This window comes from Xanthomonas sp. F4, assembly GCF_011761895.1.
The window spans coordinates 25,579-42,712 of sequence record NZ_JAASQX010000001.1; the positions used below are offsets into that span (position 1 = coordinate 25,579).

General features: G+C 69.5%; 18 protein-coding genes. 8 read left to right on the forward strand and 10 right to left on the reverse strand.

Translation table 11 applies throughout. The annotated features are described in order from the left end of the window. Positions 1 to 21 precede the first annotated feature (21 nt). From FHR66_RS00120 to FHR66_RS00130, 3 genes are read left to right on the forward strand one after another with little or no spacing between them, the layout of a single operon-like run. Positions 22 to 573 carry a phage tail protein gene (locus tag FHR66_RS00120; RefSeq protein ID WP_160970352.1) on the forward strand — a complete coding sequence of 184 codons (552 nt, stop codon included), beginning with the start codon at positions 22 to 24 and terminating at the stop codon, positions 571 to 573. 24 nt (positions 574 to 597) lie between these two features. Then, on the forward strand, positions 598 to 1,182 hold the full coding sequence (locus FHR66_RS00125) for a phage tail protein (protein ID WP_160970350.1): 585 nt from the start codon (positions 598 to 600) through the stop codon (positions 1,180 to 1,182). Next, entirely contained in the window at positions 1,179 to 1,709 is a 531-nt protein-coding gene (locus FHR66_RS00130; RefSeq protein WP_237475454.1) for a GNAT family N-acetyltransferase, read from the forward strand. Before FHR66_RS00125 ends, FHR66_RS00130 begins: the two co-directional genes overlap by 4 nt. Here FHR66_RS00130 and FHR66_RS00135 read toward each other — a convergent pair. The 4 genes from FHR66_RS00135 to FHR66_RS00150 form a co-directional block, all read right to left on the reverse strand. Continuing rightward, positions 1,692 to 2,549: a sulfotransferase domain-containing protein gene (locus FHR66_RS00135; protein ID WP_160970348.1), complete on the reverse strand. Its 858-nt coding sequence runs from the start codon at positions 2,547 to 2,549 to the stop codon at positions 1,692 to 1,694. The two genes, FHR66_RS00130 and FHR66_RS00135, sit on opposite strands and share 18 nt — an antisense overlap. Beyond that, on the reverse strand, positions 2,546 to 3,421 hold the full coding sequence (locus tag FHR66_RS00140) for a hypothetical protein (RefSeq protein WP_343160698.1): 876 nt from the start codon (positions 3,419 to 3,421) through the stop codon (positions 2,546 to 2,548). Before FHR66_RS00140 ends, FHR66_RS00135 begins: the two co-directional genes overlap by 4 nt. 71 nt (positions 3,422 to 3,492) lie before the next feature. Then, entirely contained in the window at positions 3,493 to 3,774 is a 282-nt protein-coding gene (locus FHR66_RS00145; protein ID WP_160970344.1) for a PqqD family protein, read from the reverse strand. 74 nt (positions 3,775 to 3,848) lie between these two features. Then, positions 3,849 to 4,592: a class I SAM-dependent methyltransferase gene (locus tag FHR66_RS00150; protein ID WP_160970342.1), complete on the reverse strand. Its 744-nt coding sequence runs from the start codon at positions 4,590 to 4,592 to the stop codon at positions 3,849 to 3,851. A gap of 291 nt (positions 4,593 to 4,883) precedes the next feature. Here FHR66_RS00150 and FHR66_RS00155 point away from each other — a divergent pair, with 291 nt between their 5' ends. Further along, the gene (locus FHR66_RS00155) at positions 4,884 to 5,039 is read left to right on the forward strand and encodes a hypothetical protein (protein WP_167087260.1); all 156 of its coding nucleotides are present in this window, start codon (positions 4,884 to 4,886) and stop codon (positions 5,037 to 5,039) included. A 24-nt stretch (positions 5,040 to 5,063) separates the two neighbouring features. Continuing rightward, a complete protein-coding gene (locus tag FHR66_RS00160) occupies positions 5,064 to 6,989 on the forward strand; it encodes an asparagine synthase-related protein (protein ID WP_160970340.1) in 1,926 nt (641 codons plus the stop codon). A gap of 207 nt (positions 6,990 to 7,196) precedes the next feature. Here FHR66_RS00160 and FHR66_RS00165 read toward each other — a convergent pair whose 3' ends face one another. Next, positions 7,197 to 7,556, reverse strand: coding sequence for a hypothetical protein (locus FHR66_RS00165; protein ID WP_160970338.1), 360 nt, complete (start codon positions 7,554 to 7,556; stop codon positions 7,197 to 7,199). Between the two features lie 302 nt (positions 7,557 to 7,858). On the opposite strand from FHR66_RS00165, the gene FHR66_RS00170 reads away from it, so the two are divergent. Then, positions 7,859 to 8,758 carry an AraC family transcriptional regulator gene (locus FHR66_RS00170; protein WP_160971043.1) on the forward strand — a complete coding sequence of 300 codons (900 nt, stop codon included), beginning with the start codon at positions 7,859 to 7,861 and terminating at the stop codon, positions 8,756 to 8,758. A gap of 233 nt (positions 8,759 to 8,991) precedes the next feature. Here FHR66_RS00170 and FHR66_RS00175 read toward each other — a convergent pair whose 3' ends face one another. Continuing rightward, a complete protein-coding gene (locus tag FHR66_RS00175; RefSeq protein WP_160971045.1) occupies positions 8,992 to 9,465 on the reverse strand; it encodes a DUF4410 domain-containing protein in 474 nt (157 codons plus the stop codon). Positions 9,466 to 9,551: 86 nt separating this feature from the next. Beyond that, positions 9,552 to 10,337, reverse strand: a complete 786-nt coding sequence (locus tag FHR66_RS00180; protein WP_160971047.1) for a transporter substrate-binding domain-containing protein — start codon at positions 10,335 to 10,337, stop codon at positions 9,552 to 9,554. 329 nt (positions 10,338 to 10,666) lie between these two features. Between FHR66_RS00180 and FHR66_RS00185 the strand changes: the two genes are divergently transcribed. Further along, positions 10,667 to 11,596, forward strand: coding sequence for a hypothetical protein (locus FHR66_RS00185; RefSeq protein WP_456361736.1), 930 nt, complete (start codon positions 10,667 to 10,669; stop codon positions 11,594 to 11,596). 304 nt (positions 11,597 to 11,900) lie between these two features. Beyond that, positions 11,901 to 12,674, forward strand: a complete 774-nt coding sequence (locus FHR66_RS00190; protein WP_160971049.1) for a lytic transglycosylase domain-containing protein — start codon at positions 11,901 to 11,903, stop codon at positions 12,672 to 12,674. 79 nt (positions 12,675 to 12,753) lie between these two features. Here the strand turns inward: FHR66_RS00190 and treA are convergent, their stop codons facing one another. From treA to FHR66_RS00205, 3 genes are all read right to left on the reverse strand, one after another. Then, complete coding sequence (treA, locus tag FHR66_RS00195; protein WP_160971051.1) at positions 12,754 to 14,448, reverse strand: alpha,alpha-trehalase TreA; 1,695 nt, start codon at positions 14,446 to 14,448, stop codon at positions 12,754 to 12,756. 305 nt (positions 14,449 to 14,753) lie between these two features. Next, the gene (locus FHR66_RS00200; protein ID WP_160968232.1) at positions 14,754 to 15,671 is read right to left on the reverse strand and encodes a GAF domain-containing protein; all 918 of its coding nucleotides are present in this window, start codon (positions 15,669 to 15,671) and stop codon (positions 14,754 to 14,756) included. Between the two features lie 315 nt (positions 15,672 to 15,986). Beyond that, complete coding sequence (locus FHR66_RS00205) at positions 15,987 to 16,769, reverse strand: DUF72 domain-containing protein (protein WP_160968230.1); 783 nt, start codon at positions 16,767 to 16,769, stop codon at positions 15,987 to 15,989. Positions 16,770 to 17,134: the final 365 nt, after the last annotated feature.

Sequence of the window (17,134 nt, forward strand, 5' to 3'; positions counted from 1 at the left end):
GCCACGAAGGAAACGACATCTATGGACGCCTACATTGGTCAAATCATCTTGTTCGCCAGCTATTTCGAGCCGAAAAACTGGGCGTTCTGCGATGGCCGCCAGTTGTTGATCAAGGATTACGTTGCGTTGTACTCGCTTATCGGCACCGTCTACGGTGGCGACGGCAGGACCACGTTCAATCTGCCGGACCTGCGCAGCCGGGTGCCGATCGGGCAAGGGCAGGGCGTGCCCCGTGCGCCGGCACCGCAACTGACCGCACGCGTGCTCGGGCAGCAACTGGGCGTGGAAACCATGACCTTGCAATTGACGGAAATGCCGGTGCATCGGCATACGCTGCAGGCGACTACCGCGGCTGCCACGACCGTGGTGCCGACCGGCAATCTGTTCGCGGTGCCGCCGACCCCGAACGTGGAATATTTCACGCCACCCAGCGGCTCTACACCGGTGGTGCCCACCTTGGCTGCCAGCACGGTCGGATCTGCCGGCGCGAACCAGGCGCACGACAACCGTATGGCCACGCAGGCGTTGAACTACCTTATCTGCCTGAATGGTTTGTTTCCGGATCGGCCTTGATCGGCCATCGCATAGGAGCCTGACATGTCCAACAGCTTCATCGGCGAGGTGCGTGCGTTTCCCTATACCTTCGCACCGGAGGGTTGGCTCGATTGCATGGGCCAGTTGGTGAGCGTGCAGCAGTATCAGATGCTGTATTCGTTGCTCTCCAATTTCTATGGGGGCGATGGCCGTACGACGTTCGGCTTGCCGGACCTGCGTGGCCGTGCCGTGGTCGGTCGCGGTCAGGGGACGGGCCTGAGCAACTATGCGCTGGCGCAACTGGATGGCGCCGACTCCGTCGCGCTGGTGTCGGCGGCGCAGTTGCCGGCCCATACCCACACCATCACCAGCAAGTTCACGCCATTCGCATCGGCACAGACCGCATTCAGTGCGACGCCTGGCGCCACCGCCTACATATCGCGTCTGATCAATCCGACCGGCAGCACTACTACGTACAGGCAGTACACGGCGGCGGCCAGTGTCACTCCCGCAGCCATGTCTCCGAACAGTCTGACGCCGTTTCCCGCGAACCCCGTGCCAGCTCAGGCGCACGAGAATCGGCAGCCCTTCACCGCCATGCGCTACTGCATCTGCGCCACCGACGGCATCTATCCGGAACGGGATTGAGCACGCTGCGCTTCGACTGTCCCGCGCCGTTGCTGGTGCGGGGCATGCAGACACGACCGGAATGCGTGGCGGACCTGCCGGCGCTGCGCGCGTTGTATCGGGAGCAACGCTGGGCCGAGTTCGCGATGTTGGAGTGGGACGATGTGGCGCGCGCCGCGTTCATCGACCAGCAGTTCGCGGCGCAGCAGCGTCACTACACCGTCAGCCAGGAGCAGGTGCTGTTCCTGGTGCTGCTCGAAGATGAGCGCGTCATCGGGCGGATGTATCTGGGGGGCGATGCGGCAGGCGCTGTGCGCTTGATGGATATCCTGCTGCGGCCGGATCGCCGTGGGCAGGGCTTGGGAACGGCGTTGATCGCTGCGCTGCTGGAGCAAGCGGCGGCCGATGGCCGCGACGTGTTGCTGCAGGTGGAAAAAGACAATCCTGCGGCTGGCCTGTATCGCCGGCTTGGCTTTCACGCATATGCCGACACCGACATCGCCTGGCAGATGGTCTGGTCCCGCAGCGGGTCATGCTTTCCCGGATGAGCGTTCCGGAAGCGGTGCATCGTCCCGGTAGCCCAGCCAGGCCATGACCGGGCCATGGTCGGTGAGCACGCGCGCCGCCTGTGCCGGGCTGAGCACCGTGCGCCACGCCCCCGTGCGGCCCTGGCGGAAGAAGTGCGTCTGTCCGTCCTGGCGTTCTGCGAATCCACGGCGTTGCTCTGTCTCGCGCAGCGCCTCGAAACGGCACGACGCCACCGCACGCTCCACCAGTGCGGGATCCGTGGGCAGGCCGAGAAAGTCGGCCAAGCGCGTGGTTTCCCGCAGTGGATCGGTTAACAGGTCTTCATAGCGCAGCAGCAGACGTGGGCCGGGCACCTGCTGCCAGGACGCCACGTGCTCGGACCATGAGCCGAAACGTTGCCGAGCCTGTGAACGGTATGCGGACAGCGTGCCGCAGACGGTGGCTCCGCTTTCGCCAAGTTGGCCGATGGCGGTGTCCAGATCCAGGCGGGCGTGGTCCGCCCAGGACGGGGCGACGTCGCGCGGATCACGCACGATGTAAACAGTCCCGACTGTCGCCGTGGCGGGAAACAGCGTGGCGTCGTAGCGGTCGTGAACCTTGAGCACGCTCAGGGTCTGCGCTGCGCATCGCCGGTAGGCGGCGGCGCGTAGCAGATGCAGCTCGGCCGGCGTCAGGTCGCCGATATCCACGTCGAGGTAGCGTGCCAGCCATGCGCGCCATGCGGCGTTCGGCAGCGCCGTGGTGAGTTCGTCCAGGTCTACTGCGGCAGCGCCTCTCTGCAGACTGGCGATCAGGTAGCGAACCCAGGTATTGCCGGACTTGGGATACGAGGCGAGCCAGAAGATGCCGCGCCGGCTCATGTGCCGAAGTGCGCCTCGAGCAGGTCGGCTGTGGCGGCGAGTGCGTCGAAGCGGCGCGGGCGCTGCAGTCGCCAGACCGGTACCTGGCGGGCAATGGCGGCGGCCTGCGCAAACATGGAGGCGCGCAGGCCCAGGCGTTCGGCCGCCTGCGGGCGTGCCAGGTAGCCGTGCAGCGTCGCCAATCCGGCATGCGGCGACAGACGCTGCAGATGCGGCTCCGAAGGTGCATCGTGCAGGACTACGACCGCATCCAACGTCGCCGGTGCGGCATCGAAGCCGATGCTTGGACGCAGATCGAATTTGTCCATGCCTGGCCGCACCCGTGGCGTGCCGGTCATCGGCAACTGCAGCGATTCCAGCGTGTCGCGCCACAGTTTCAGCCGCGGAAATGCCGGCAGCATCGTGATGCCGTGGGCACCATCGCTGCGGATGACGGTGAGGTCGTCGCTGAGCAGGCCATGGCCGCGTTGCAGCAGGGCCGCCGCCAGCGTGGATTTCCCTGCGCCGCTATGGCCGGCGAAGGCCACGGTCCGTGAGCCGATGCGCAGACAGGCGGCATGCAGTGGGAACAGGCCGCGCTGCAGGCACAGATAGCCCAGCGCCGAGCCGAGCAGAAACAGCCGCCAACTCTCGTCCTGCGAGTCCAGCCTTTGCACGCGCATCGAGCGGCCGCTCTGGACGAGGATGCGGACCACCTGCGGCACCTGCAGCAGCATCGCGCCATCGCGGCCGACACTCAACCAGGAGTCGGCAGGTTCGGCCGTGTCCAACCGGTCCGGAACCGGGGCTTCTTCGATCGTCACGTCCGCAGCGATGCACTCGGCGTTGCCCGTCCAGGGGGCAAGTTCCGGCAATGCCAGCGTACTGCTCACCTGCAAATCGCATAACACGTACCGATAGTGCAGGGACATAGCGGGCGATGACCGATTGGCAGAGACGTGTGTCAGACGCGGATCTCCACCGCCCCGGCGTCGCGCAGCGTTTCCAGCAGCGTCGTCACGTCGGTCTCGATGGTGGTCCGGGGCGCTGCGTATTCGGCACTCAGGCGATCGCACAGCGTGGCGAAGGCGCAGGGCGGATCCAGATGCGACCACACGTCCTTGCCGACGCGGTCCAGCGACAGGTAGAGCCCGCGTTCGGTGCTCATGAGAACCAGTTCATCGCCCATCTCGGCGGCAAGGCAACCGGGCGTCCGCGCGATGATCGTGCTTGGTGCGATGTGCATCCTGGTGCCAGGTCGGTGTGGAATGCAGGAGCTTACCGAGGACGCCGTGCGCTGCAAAGCGCCGGTTCTGCCTGCTAATCGCAGGGGGCGATGCGGCGCCGGAACACGGCCTGTTCGTCGGCCTGCTCGGCCAGGCGCCGATTGTCCGGACCGAACAGCGGCGTATCCGCACGTGCTGGCGTCGGCACGCACAGCGCTGTGTCGAACCAGCGTGCCGCCTGCGTGTCGCGCAGGCGGAAATTGGCGTGGCGCAGCACCAGCAGTCCGCCAGGGCGCAGGCAACGTGCGAAGTCGAGCAACTGCGCCTCCACGTCCTCGAACCTGATGAGATGATCGCAGCGCTCGCCGCGATACGTCCCCAGATCGCCGCGACGCAGCACCGCCAGGCAGAAGATGGCGTCGTAAGCGCCGTCGGCCTCGCCGGTCGTATCGCCGGCCAGGCGGAACTGCAACCCGGGATCGGGCCGATCGCGCAGTTGGCGCAGGCAGGCGCGAACCGAATCGGGATGGATATCCACGCCTGTGATCGTGGCATTGGGGAAGTACGCGCGCAGGCTGAATACCTCCGCGCCGCTGGCGCAGCCGAAGGACAGCAGCCGCACGTGGCGATCGGCACCGAGCGTCTGTCGGACGAAACTGAACAGGGTGGGGTAACGATCCATCGAGGTGGTCGCGTAATCCTGGAACAGCGGCACCGGCGAGGTGAGTTGCAGCCAGGCATAGGTGCGGCCCTCGCGGCTGCGCATGGCGCGATACAACAGGCGCACGCCGCGACGGATCGGCAAGAGCCTGCGCCAGTGGAATCGGTGCAGGCTCATGCCGGCTGCCGCGACCGGCAGGAAAAGCGCACGCGGTTGAAGCGCGAGCCGGAAACCGGCAGCGCAGATGACGATGCGCGTCGCCTCTGGCGTAGACATGTGAGCGCCGCGGGCGGCATGTGGTGGTAACCTGAAAACACCCTGCACAAGCTTAATCGGCGGGCGCGTCCGGGGGAATCGGAGCGGACGATGGATGGCAGGGGCGCGCGTCGTGCCCGCTGCGCCTGTACTGATGCGCTGGGGAAGCAGGCGTCAGGTCCCATAGCAAAAAGCAGATAAGGAGATTCCGCGATGTATGAGCACCAACCAACTGTTTCGTCTGTTGCTTCCGTCGAGGGCGGACGCAAAGCGTGGTCGGCACCCGTGGTGTCCTTCCTGTCGATCGACGAAACGGCGAACGGCACTGTAGCGGGCGATGATGGCGGCGGGACGAGTACCGGTTCTTGAGCCTGAACGCCTGCACGGGGCGGCATGAGTGATTTTGCCGGCGTCTGGCGGCTGGATGGCACGCCGGTTGCGCCTGGCGATATCCAGCGCATCGGCCAGGCGCTGGATGCACGCGGGATCGGCCCGGTCCGGGTCTGGCAGGACGGTGCCTTCGCGCTAGTGCATCGCCAGCATGTCTTCACCCCGCAGGATGCCGATGAGGCGATGCCATGCGTGGGGGCATCGGGCGCCGTGCTCGCGGCCGACGTGACATTGGCTGCGCGGCAGGAACTGGCAGCGGCGCTGGGGGATTTCGCCGATGCCGCCATGCCCGATGGCGCGCTGCTGCTGCAGGCCTTGCAGCGCTGGGATGTCGCGGCGCTGCCGCGCCTCCACGGGTCTTTTGCCTTGGCCTTGTATCGGCCGGACCTGCAGCGCCTGTTGCTAGCCCGCGACCCGGTGGGGATGCGCTCGTTGTTCGTGCATCGCGGGCCACGCCTGATCGCCTTCGCCACGCGCCTGCGAGCGCTGCTGGTGCTGCCGGAGGTACCGAAGGATCTGGACGATCGCGCCCTGGCCGACAGGCTCATCATGGCCCGTGCGCGTCCCGAGCGCACCATCTATCGCGCTGTCGACCGGGTACCGATGGCGCATGCGGCGGTGCTGACCGCCGAGGCGATGTACTGCCAGCGCTGGTGGTCGCCACCCGAGGCAGGTTCGCTGCGTTTGCGCGACGACGCCGAAGTTGAGGCTGCCGCGGCCGAGGTGCTGGATCGTGCGGTGAGCGACGCGCTGCGCGCGCACGGTCCGGTGGCGACCTGCCTGACCGGCGGACTGGACAGCGGCTCGGTGATGCTGTCGGCAGCGCGGCAACGGGCGCCGGCGCCGCTGCTTGCGCTCACGCGTGCCCCGCTGGCGGCGACCGCAGCCGCCAATGCCACCCACTATTACGACGAGGTACCGCGTGCGCGTTGCCTTGCCGCCAGCCACCCAGGGATCGACTGGCATCTGGTCGGCGATGATGGCGACGACTGGGGTGAACACGATCCCGCGTGTTGGTGGCGGGAAGGCGCGCAGCCGGTCCGCACGCCCTCCAACATGGCCTGGTTCTTTCCGCTGTACCGGTTTCTGCATGCGCGTGGCGGACGGGTGATGCTGGGCGGCGAACTTGGCAACGCGTTCTTCAGCTACGACGGCCGGTTGCGCCTGCCGCAACTGTTGCGTCAGAGGCAGTGGCGGGTGCTGGCGGCACAGCTGCGCGCACTTGCTGTCAGCGAAGGCCTGAGTCGGCGCAAGACCGTGCAGCGCTACCTGTTGCGTCCCTTTGCGCCGGTTGCGCTACTGCGTCTCTGGCATGGCCTGCCGGCTGCGTTCTGGGAAGCGGAGGCGGCGCTGCAGCCAGCGCTGGCGCATACGGTAGGAATGCGCCAGTCGCTGGATCGGGACCGATACCGGTTGCGTCTGGGAGGCGGGCATCATTCCCTGCGGACCCTGCGCGAGTGGATGCTGGGCGATGCAGGCCCAATGGACGTCATGAACACGCTGCGTGCGGTCTCCGGGGTCGACATGCGCTTTCCACTCGGCGACCGGCGCGTGATCGAATTCTTCGGGAGCCTGCCGCTGGACCAGTTCTTGCGCGACGGGGTCACTCGCGCGTTGCCGCGCCGCCTGCTGGCCGCACGCGGCGCACCGCCGGAGATCCATGCCAACCGCATGGTCGGTGTACAACAGGGCGACTGGTTCGCGCGCTTGAGTGCGCAGCGCGGCGCGCTGCAGGCACAACTGGCCGATGCTCGTCGCTCCCCGCTGGCCAATCGCGTCGTGGATCTGCCGCGGCTACAGGCATTGCTTGAGCGCTGGCCGCAGGATGCCGCGGCCGCCGAGTCGCGGCGTGGCGAGTATCTGCAGGTGTTGGCGTCGGGTCTGCAGATGGCCGGCTTTCTGGCCTGGCACGAGCGCGGCGGCGCCTGACGCGCAGACACTGCAGGCCCCTTCAACAGCGCTCCAGCCGTGAGCGCGACATGGCATGACGCGGGGCATGCCATGCGCGTTGCATCCGCCACTGAGCGAACGCATGCGCCATACCGAATTTCGGTGCACATGCGAGCGCAGGCGATCACCGGTCTGGTTCCGCCGCCGCGGCTGGATCTGAGGATCGGCTAGGCGCCGCGACACCGATCACGCCGCAAGGCTGTCGGCCTCCGCTGCGGCATCCGTCGCCTCGTGCTCCTCGCCGCTGACGTGCTGCACCGCGGCGATGTCCCATGACACCGTGTCCGGATCGATCAGGGCGTGGATCGCGGCGCCCTGCAGTTCGCGCATCAGCCGCCGCGCCGACGCGGTGCCGTGCGCCACGCTGTCCCACAGCACCATGTCGACCACGCTGCCGTCGCGGCGGCGGGCGATGCGCCGCGAGCGGAAGCCGGGCTGGCGCTGCAGCCAGGCATCGACTTCGGCATTGGCGCGCAGGAAGGTGCGCCAGGTGCAGTCGTGCAGGCGGAAGGTGGCGATTTCCAGGGCTTCGGTATGGGGATGCATCGGTCTCTCCTGCGGTCTGCGTCGCCCGCATGGCGCGCTGGCGGCGACGCGGCAGCGCGACGAGGGGCATGGGGGAAGGGACAGGGCCGAACGGCCGGAACAGGCGGGCGGGGGCGGGCGTTCCGGGACGGCGCCGGGACGGGAACCGGCCGACACAGGATGCTGGCCCGCGCCGAGGACGCGTTAGCGCGATCCAACGGAATTCTTGTACGATCCTGCAAGCCGCGTCGCGCCGTGGTCCGTGCCGGCGCAGCATCGTGCAAGCTTCCCTTCCTTCTCCGCACGCTACGGCGCCCTTGCCGATGACCGCGCTCGCCCACCGCTACCAGGAAATGGCCGCCCTGGTTGCCCGATTGGCCACGCCCGATGGCGACCACGATACCGCCATCGAGGGCTTCTTTTGTTCCTACCGCTCCGCGCCATCGCCGAAGACGCATACCGCGCAATGGCCCGTCTTCGCGCTGGTGCTGCAGGGCGAGAAGTGCCTGACCCTGGGCAGCGAGGAGTACCGCTACGGGGTCGGCACCTTTCTGCTGGTGACGCTGGATCTGCCGGTGGTCTCGCGCATCACCCAGGCCAGCCCGGAACACCCGTTGCTGGGCGTGGGCATGTCGATCCGGCCGGACCGGCTGCGCGAACTGCTCGAGCGCATTCCCTTACCGCCGCAGGTCGGTGCCGAGCGCCCGCGCGGGGTGTCGGTCAACACCGCCTGCCCGGACCTGCTGGACGCGACGCTGCGCATGCTGCGGCTGCTCGAGCGGCCGGCCGACATCGCCGCGATGGCGCCGCTGATCGAACAGGAGATCCTGTACCGACTGCTGGTCGGTCCGTGCGGGCCGAACCTGCTGCGCATCGCCCAGGAGGACAGCCCCAGCAACCGCATCGCCAAGGCCATCGCCTGGCTGCGCCAGCACTACGCCGAACCGCTGCGGATCGAAGACCTGGCGCGCCAGGTCAACATGAGCGTGTCCTCGCTGCATCACCATTTCAGTGCGGTCGCGGCAATGACGCCGCTGCAGTACCAGAAGCAATTGCGCCTGCGCGAGGCGCGGCGGCTGATGGTGGTCGAGCGCATGGACGTGGGCGCGGCCGGCTACCGGGTCGGCTACCAGAGCCCGTCGCAATTCAGCCGCGAATACAGCCGGCTGTACGGGCGTTCGCCGCGCAGCGACCTGGCCGAACAACTGGGTTTGGCCGGCTGAGCGGGGCTGGCATGCGCTGGCCGCCTTGCATATCTGAAGTGATGCTTGATCGACGACAGGGCATCTCTCTCACTCCGAGGCGCGTCCCGTAGGAGCGGCTTCAGCCGCGACGGGCTTCACCGGGAACGCTCCGTCGCGGCTGAAGCCGCTCCTACGGGGCTAGTTGCATCCGGCTGATCGTCGTGGAAGCAGATGATCGGAGTGCCTTGCGAGCAGCGCGGTGGCGGCACGTGCTACTGCAGTTGCTTGAGCCGCTCGACGATCTCTTGGGCGTGGCGCTCGATCAGGCCTTCGGAGGTGCCCCAGGCGGTGCTGTTGGTCGATTCCACGTCGAACTGCGCGGCGGTCTTGCCGTTGGTATCGGCGATGTCCACCCGGCTCTTGATCTTGTCGCGCCCGGCCATGATGCCGGCCCAGAAGCGCGCGCCGTTGCTGCGCATGTAGTAGTGGTCAATGACGATGGTCATCTTGCGCGCATTGGCCTGGCCCTGCGCGCCGTGCAGGTGTGCCGCGTCCAGTTGCGCGTCGAGCTGGCGACGGAACATGGCCAGGCTCTCGGCGTCGGTATCGTCGTTGCCGGTGAGCTGGTACCAGTAGGTTTCGGCGGTGGTCGCCTTGTAGCTCTGGTGCACCACGCTGTTGGTCGCGCAGCCGGCTGCCAGCAACATCACGCCCACCAGCGCGAGCGTTCTCCATTGCAGTTTCATGCTCTCTCCTTGTTGAGGTCCCCGATGCCGGGGCGAACGCCACCGGCTGCGGCAGCATAGCGGCTGCGCGCGTGCAGGCGGGAAGCCTACGGCGTCGCCTCAGGCTCGCCCAGCCACGCCGCCACGATCCGCGCATAGGCGCCGCTGGCCTTGCTCAGGTGCAGCCACTGGTCGACGTAGGCCTTCCAGGCCATGTCGTCGCGCGGCAGCAGGAATGCCTTCTCGCTGTACTGCAGCGGCTGCTGCGGCGCCACCGCGCATAGGCCCGGTACCTGGCGCTGCTGGAAGCGCGCCTCGGAGGCGTCGGTGATCATGACGTCGGCGCGGCCCTCGTGCAGGTCGCGGAAGATGGCCGGGTTGTCGTCGGAGAGGAGCAATTGCGCATGCGGCAACTCGCGGCGGGCGAAGGCCTCATTGGTGCCGCCGCGCGGTTCGATCACCCGCACCTCGGGGCGGTCGATCTGGGCGATGGCGCGGTAGCGCGCGCGATCGGCGCAGCGCACCAGCGGGATCTTGCCGTCGACCTCCAGCACCGCGCTGAACCAGGCTTGGCGCTGCCGCAGCAGCGACACCGAGATGCCGCCGACGGCGATGTCGCAGCGGTCGGCGAGCAGGTCCGGCAGCAGGGTCGGCCAGCGCGTCGGCACCCACTGGATCTTGACCTCCAGGCTCTCGGCCAGCGCTTGCGCCAGGGCGATGTCGATGCCTTCGTAGCTGCCGTCGGCACGCAGGCGGCTATAGGGCGCGTAGTCGCCGGTGGTGCACACGCGCAGCGCGCCGCGCTGCAGGACGCTGTCCAGGTGCGAGGGCGCGGCGTGCGCCGGCAGCGCCAATGCGGCGCCGAGCAGGGTGGCGGCCAGGCGTCGGATCATGCGGGTCTCCTGCGGCAGGGCGGGCGCCGGTGCCCGCTGGCTGTACGCCGGCTGTCGCAGCGCCGGCGCGCGCCACCTTAGCCGGTTTCCGCGCGTGCCGGCACAATCCCTGGCAGGACAAGGCCTTGCGTGCGCAGAGCGGCTGCAGGTGGCGCCGTATCGCCGCCCGCCGCGCTCGGCGGCACGCGCCGGCAACGGAACTCGCGGCACGCTGTACCGGTCCGTCCTCCACATTCGCTATCGCGCCTGCCCATGGATCCCCGATCGTCGTGACCGCCCTCCCTGCGCAAGACCGTTGGCAGCAGCTGTGGGCGGCACTGGCGACCGCAATGATCCTGGTGTTGCTGGGGCGCCTGCTGTGGGGCGCACCATCGGCGCCGCCACGCGTGGCGGCCGACGATGCGCTGCGGCTGGTGTTCCTGCCGCCGCAATCCGTGCAGCGCGCCGCGGTCCCGCCATCGGCCCCCGCGCCCGCGCCGTCGACGGCCGCACGCACGCACGCCCCCGCACGGCAGCCGCCCGCCGCCGCGCCGCCGTCTCAGCCCACGCCCACGCAGGCTGCGCCCGCCGCGGCCGACACGCGGATGGCGGCGACGCTCTATACCGGCGATGGCCATCCGCGCCTGCCGGGCGGGGTGGCGGTGGATCCGTTCGCGCAGGCGCAAGGCACGCCGCCGGGGACGCTCAATCCGCGCGACGTCGCCAAGTCCAAGCGCCTGCTCGAACGGCCCAACCCGATCGACTACCGGTCGACCCGCTTCGACAAGGACTGGGCCAGCGACGGCACCCTCGGCGACGTCGCCGTGCAGGGCATCGACCGGGCGATCAGGCAACTGCTGCCCAAGAACACCCATCAGACGGCGGTGGCGCGGCCGCCGCCGGACGTGCGCTTCAATCCGGCGCTACACGAACGCCCCAGCGACCTTGGCAGCGAGGCCACCGGCGATGCCTACAAGGCCGCGCCGATCGCCTTCGAAAAGGCGCCGGGACTGGATGGCGAAGCCAGCCGGCGGATTCGCCAGGCCCTGGCCGATCTGCAGCAACGCCGCGGCGCTTGCCCGGCGGCAGAGCGCGCGCGCCTGCTGGCGCCTGTGCAGCAGCACCTGGATGCGCTGCTGCAGGTGGAGACCGCGATGACCAAGGGCGCCGACCCGATCCGCGCGCAGCAACTGCTGCCGCGCGAGGCCGACAGCGCCTACGACCTGGCGCGGCGCGCGCTGTGGTATGCCGACCAGAAACTGGCGGCGTGCGCGCCGTAGGTAGCGTGCGATGGGCGCGGCTTCAGCTGCGAAGAGCGGAGGCGGCGGGGCGCTTCGACCATGGCAGCAGTCGGGACTGAAGTCCCTCCCACAGTGCACCCAGACAACGCGTCGCAAGTTCCTGTAGGAGCGGCTTCAGCCGCGACGCGTGGTGTCTGGCACCGTCGTGGTGTGTCGGCGCCTGGTCGCGGCTGAAGCCGCTCCTACAAGGGGCTGTCGGAAAGCGGACCGAGGGACCGGCCGTCACTCGCGTCGACATGCGCTGGGCGATGATGCGCGCCCGTCCTGTTCGATCATGTCGCCGATGCCGCTTGCCCGTGCCGCGCTGTGCCTGCTGCTGTGCTGTGGCGTGGTCGCCGGCGCGTCTGCGCGCACCGTGTACCGCTGCGTGCGCGACGGCACGGTCAGCCTGGCCACGGCGCCGGAGCCGGGCTCGCGCTGCACGCCGAAGGAGCTGGATGACGCGGCGATCGCCACGCCCAATCTGTGGGGCAACCTGGGCGTGTTCAGCGGCACGTTGTACGAGCGCGAGCAGGACGGCCAGTTGGTCTACTCCACGCGCAACCTGCCGGGCTCGCGGCCCTATCTGCGCTTCACCGCGGTGACCCCGCCGGGCGAAAGCGCGCATCCCGGCCTCGGCAAGGTCGGCGCGCCCCAGTTGCAACCGCATGCCAAGCAGTTCCGCGCCGCGGCGCGCGCCACCGGCGTGGACGAGCCGTGGCTGCGCGCGATCGCGCATGCCGAGAGCGGCTTCGATGCCGCCGCGGTCTCACCCAAGGGCGCACAGGGGGTGATGCAGTTGTTGCCGGAAGTCGCCAAGGAATACGGCGTGCACGACCCGTTTGCGGCCGACCAGTCGATCGCCGGCGGCGCGCGCTACATGCGCGCGCTGCTGCGTCGCTACGCCGGCGACCGGGTGCTCGCCGCCGCGGCCTACAACGCCGGCATCGGCACGGTGGCGCGCTACGGCGGCGTGCCGCCGTACGCGGAGACCCGCGAGTACATCGACAAGGTGATGGCGCTGTACCAGCGCTATCGCGTCGCGATGGGCATCCCCGTGGAGACGCCGGCGCAGTAGCTGCGGCGCCGACCGCTGGCGATGACGCATGCGCATGCGCAGGCGGACGCGGCGTGGCCGCGCTGCCGCCCGTGGCGCTTCAGAGCGCGACTGCTTCCGCCTCGGCGTCGGCCTGCGCTTGCGCGTGCGCCGCTGTCGGCGCGGCGGCCGGTGCCGCGTACAGATCCATCAGCAACAGGGTCACGCCATTGGTCCAGCCGAAGCCGTCCTGCAGGGCGTACTCGCCGCCGCCGCCGCCCTTGGCCTGCGCGTCCACCGCATACTTCTCCACCAGCTTGTGCTGTTGCGCGAACAGCGCCTGCACCCGCGCCAGGAAGCGGCTGCCGATGCGCTGCGCCAGGGCGTCCTGGCCGTAGCGGCGCAGGCCGTCCACGGCGATCCACTGCAGCGGCGCCCAGCCGTTGGGTTCGTCCCACTGCTGGCCGGTGTGCAGGCGCGTGGTCGCCAGGCCGCCGGGACGCAGCAACTGCGCCTGCACGGTGTCGGCGCTGCGCTTGGCCCGGGCCGGTGAGGCGACGCCGACGAACAGCGGGTACAGCGCCGCGGCGGTGACCTGCTCGCGCAGCCGGCGCTGCTGCCAGTCGTAGTCGGCGTAGTAGCCGGCATCGCTCCACAGGTGCTTGTCGATCGCGGTCTTGCGTGCGCTGGCCAGGGCCGCGTAGTCGGTGTCGCAGCCGGCCGCGCCCGGGTTCTTGGCGCAGGCCACGGCCAGAGTGCTCTCCAGGTGGTAGAGCAGGCTGTTCAGGTCGACCGGGACGATGGCGGTGGTGCGGATGCTGGCCAGGGTCTTGCGGTCGCCGAGCCAGCGGCTGGAGTAGTCCCAGCCGCTCTCGGCGCCGGCGCGCAGGTCGCGGTAGACCTCGGCGGCCGGGCGGTCCTTGGCCTCGGCGGCTGTGCGCACGTCGTGCAGCCAGGCTTCCGGGCGCGGCGTGTCGCGGGCGTCCCAGTAGCGGTTGAGCAGGCTGCCGTCGGCCAGCCGCACCACGTGCGCATGCGCGTGGCCCGGAGCCAGGTTCTGCGCGCCCTCCATCCAGTACGCGTATTCCTTCTGCAACTGTGGCAGGTAACGCGCGTAGGCCGCATCGCCTTCCACCTTGGCCTGCAACTGCACCATGTGCGAGAAGAACGGCGGCTGCGAGCGGCTCAGGTAGTAGGTGCGGTTGCCGTTGGGGATGTGCCCGTAGGTGTCGATCAGGTAGGCGAAGTTGTCCAGCATCTGCCGGCTGCGTTCGTGTTCGCCGCTCTCCACCAGGCCGAGCATGGTGAAGTAGGAGTCCCAGTAGTAGACCTCGCGGAAGCGCCCGCCCGGCACCACGTAGGGGTGCGGCAGCGACAGCAGGCTGCTGTAGGCCGGCACCTCGACCTGGCGGCGCACCAGCAGCGGCCACAGCGCGTCGATGTGTTCGCGCAGGCCGGTGTCCTGGCGGATCGCCTCGGTCTGCACCGGGCCGGATTCCTCGAAGTTGGCGGCGACGAAGCGGCGCAGGTCGAAGCCGGGTTGCTGGCGCTGCGCCAGATAGTCGGCGTTGATCAGCGCCGGGTCGCGCAACGGCAGCGCATCGACGAAGTGCTTCTGGTCGTCGAACAGCTCCTGCCGCTGCACCGCCTGGAACAGTTCCGGGTAGGCCAGGTCGGGCGTCTGCGGCGGCGGTGCCGGCGCGGTCAGCGTCGTCGCCGGCGCGGCCTCGGCCATGGCGGTGTCGGCGGTACCGAGCAACAGGCCGAGCGACAGGCTCAGCAGCGGGGTGCAGCAGGGAGGAGCGGCATGGCTCATGTCAGGTCCAGAGCAGGATGCGTGCGGCATGGTAAACGACCGAGGCGGAGACGGGGCGGCCGCGGCCGGATCCGATGCGGGGCCTGCCGATCGTGCCCTGGCGGCCGCGCGCCGGCCGGCTCGCACCGGTGAGGACCGCAACGCCTGGGGGGCATGCAAGAACGGGGCCGCTGCAGGGCTCGGCGCTCGATCGCCGTGCCAGCTTGGGGGCTGCCCGCCTGCGGGGGGGGGGGGCTCAGCGCCACCCGTGTCAGGGCGGGGGCCGTCTAGCGCGCTACGACGCGCGGCGGCACGCGCCGCGCAGGTCAGGGCGTCTGCGGCCGCTGGCGGTCCTTCTCGGCGCTGAGCGCGGCTTCGGCGCGCAGGAACACCAGCCCGATCGGCTCGTCCGCGCGCGTGGCCTGGGCGTCGCCGACCAGGACGGTCAGCCCCAGCGCCTGCTGCCGCGCGGCGATCTCGCGCAGGCCGCGCAGCTTCTGTTCGGCATCGGCGCCATGCAGCATGACGATGAACTCGGCGTGCTCGGTGGCGCGGTCCACCGTGTCGGCGCCGCCGTCGTGCACGTAGCTGGCCAGGGTGCGGTCGAGCTGCTGCAGGCTGCTACCCAGCAGGCGTTCGCTCTGCCGCTCGGCCAGCGCGGCCAGTTCCTGCACTTCCAGGATCACCACCCGGTAGCGGCCATCGGTGGCGGCGCCGTGGGTATCGGTCGAATGCGGTTGCAGGATCGCCTCGCGTTCGCGTTGCAGGGTGCGGCGGCGTTCGTCGAGCAGGCGCATGGTGGTGCGCGCCAGTGCGCGCAGGCCGTCGCGCTGGGCATCGGTGAGCTGGCGTGGCGCGGTGTCGAGCACGCAGACCGTGCCCAGGGCGATGCCCTCATCGGTCACCAGCGGCATGCCGGCGTAGAAGCGCGCGCCGGTGTCGCCGCGGACCACCGAGATGTCGGTAAACCGCGGGTCCTCGGCGAGGTCGGGCACTTCCAGCAATTGCTTGGGCTCACGGATCGCGTGGTCGCATACCGCCTGGCTGCGCTCGGTCTGCGGCACCTCCAGGCCCATCCGTGCCTTGAACCATTGCCGGTCGCGGTCCAGCAGCGACAGCAGCGCGATCGGCGTATCGCACAGCGCGGCGGCGATCTGCACGATGTCCTGGTAGGCGTCCTCGGGCAGGCTGCCGACGATGCGGTAGCTGTCGAGGACACGCTGGCGCTGGGCTTCATCGGTCATTTGGCGGCATCGGGTCTGGCGCGGATCGCGAGGCGCAGCACCATACCGCAGGGCGCGCGGATGCCGTGTGGAAAAGCGTGCAAGCGTGACGCGGTGCACGCCAAGGCCCTTGTCGCGCGCGCCGTGCCGCTCGGCACTCGAGCAACTGGCCTTCGCTGTCCAGCACCTGCACCTTGCCCAGCTTCAGCGCACGCACCGGCGCTTCCCTCTGCTTGGGTCGCGGCTGACGCCGCTCCTGCGGGGCGGCGAACGCGGGGCTGGCTCCAGTCGTCGGAGCGGGGCGTGCCCCGCAACGAGAGTCGGCGGGCATGGCGGTCAGCCCGCTGTGCCGGCGCCGAGCGCGCGCAGTTGCGCCTGCAGCGTGGCGGCATTGTCGAGGGCGTGGCCGAGCGCGGTGTTGTCGAAGATCACCCAGGCGTCGTCCGAGTGCGGCGTGGCGGCGACGACGCGTTCGGCCAGGCTGCGCAGTGTGTCGTCGGCGTAGTCGCTGTAGTAGATGCGCGGCGCGCCGTGCCAGCGCCAGTAAGCCGGCGCCGCCGTGCCTGCCGGCTGCGCGGCGGTGGCGTCCAGGGCCGGGTCGGCGGCCACGCGGGCGATGCGGTGGCGCTGCCACAGTGCCTGGGCGCGCGCGCCGAACCAGCTGGCGTGGCGCGGTTCGCAGGCGATGCCGCCATGCCAGCGGCGCCGCAGCATCGCGAAGAAGGTGGCGGCGGTGCGCGCATCGAAGACCAGACTCGGTGGCAGTTGCACCAGCAGGCAGCCGAGCTTGTCGCCGAGATGGCCGACTTCGCCGAGGAAGGTCTGCAGCAGCGGCGCGACGCGGTACAGGCGCGCGTCGTGGGTGATCGTGCGCGGCAGCTTGGCCGAAAAACGGAAATCCGCCGGCACGCTATCGGCCCAGCGCTGGTAAGTGACGGGGCGGTGCGGGCGGTAGAACGAGGAATTGATCTCGACCGCATCGAAGCGCGTGGCATAGCGCGCCAACTGGCTGGCGCCGTCGCCGACCAGCGCGCGCTGCGAGCTGGCGATCGACCAGCCGGCGCAGCCGACGCGGATGCGGGGCGCGGCGTCGCCGCGGTGGGGAGAAGCGGTCGGCATCGGCGGTGCCAGGCGAGGACAGGCCTTGGGGATAGCAAGCGCTGCGGCCAAGGGCCGTGAAGGACATGGCCGGCTCCAAATCCGCCCTGTCGGGCGATGCTTGCGCATCGCGATCGCCGATCGGCAACAGCGTCCAGAAGGCGAGTCTATGTCTTGGAGGATGCCTGGTCGGACAGGTCTACGGACATCGCAGGGCGCGGCGCGCCGCCTTGGTCACCCGTGCGTGCAGGACTTGCATGCCGTGCGGCCGATGCGTGCAGCGCGCCGCGATGGCTGCGCGCTGTGCGCTTGCGTGCATGCACGTTGCGCCGGAGCGAAGCGTGCAAGTGACTGCTCGCATGACGCATCGCGCGATGGCGATGCGT

Bases quoted from the DNA above. Each gene is read 5' to 3' on its own strand.
- FHR66_RS00125 (WP_160970350.1), top strand. From the start codon at position 598: ATGTCCAACAGCTTCATCGGCGAGGTGCGTGCGTTTCCCTATACCTTC.
- FHR66_RS00160 (WP_160970340.1), top strand. From the start codon at position 5,064: ATGAGTGATTTTGCCGGCGTCTGGCGGCTGGATGGCACGCCGGTTGCG.
- FHR66_RS00120 (WP_160970352.1), top strand. From the start codon at position 22: ATGGACGCCTACATTGGTCAAATCATCTTGTTCGCCAGCTATTTCGAG.
- FHR66_RS00190 (WP_160971049.1), top strand. From the start codon at position 11,901: ATGCCGCTTGCCCGTGCCGCGCTGTGCCTGCTGCTGTGCTGTGGCGTG.
- FHR66_RS00170 (WP_160971043.1), top strand. From the start codon at position 7,859: ATGACCGCGCTCGCCCACCGCTACCAGGAAATGGCCGCCCTGGTTGCC.
- FHR66_RS00205 (WP_160968230.1), bottom strand. From the start codon at position 16,769: ATGCCGACCGCTTCTCCCCACCGCGGCGACGCCGCGCCCCGCATCCGC.
- FHR66_RS00165 (WP_160970338.1), bottom strand. From the start codon at position 7,556: ATGCATCCCCATACCGAAGCCCTGGAAATCGCCACCTTCCGCCTGCAC.
- FHR66_RS00150 (WP_160970342.1), bottom strand. From the start codon at position 4,592: ATGAGCCTGCACCGATTCCACTGGCGCAGGCTCTTGCCGATCCGTCGC.
- FHR66_RS00155 (WP_167087260.1), top strand. From the start codon at position 4,884: ATGTATGAGCACCAACCAACTGTTTCGTCTGTTGCTTCCGTCGAGGGC.
- FHR66_RS00175 (WP_160971045.1), bottom strand. From the start codon at position 9,465: ATGAAACTGCAATGGAGAACGCTCGCGCTGGTGGGCGTGATGTTGCTG.
- FHR66_RS00145 (WP_160970344.1), bottom strand. From the start codon at position 3,774: ATGCACATCGCACCAAGCACGATCATCGCGCGGACGCCCGGTTGCCTT.
- FHR66_RS00185 (WP_456361736.1), top strand. From the start codon at position 10,667: ATGATCCTGGTGTTGCTGGGGCGCCTGCTGTGGGGCGCACCATCGGCG.
- treA (WP_160971051.1), bottom strand. From the start codon at position 14,448: ATGAGCCATGCCGCTCCTCCCTGCTGCACCCCGCTGCTGAGCCTGTCG.
- FHR66_RS00200 (WP_160968232.1), bottom strand. From the start codon at position 15,671: ATGACCGATGAAGCCCAGCGCCAGCGTGTCCTCGACAGCTACCGCATC.
- FHR66_RS00180 (WP_160971047.1), bottom strand. From the start codon at position 10,337: ATGATCCGACGCCTGGCCGCCACCCTGCTCGGCGCCGCATTGGCGCTG.
- FHR66_RS00135 (WP_160970348.1), bottom strand. From the start codon at position 2,549: ATGAGCCGGCGCGGCATCTTCTGGCTCGCCTCGTATCCCAAGTCCGGC.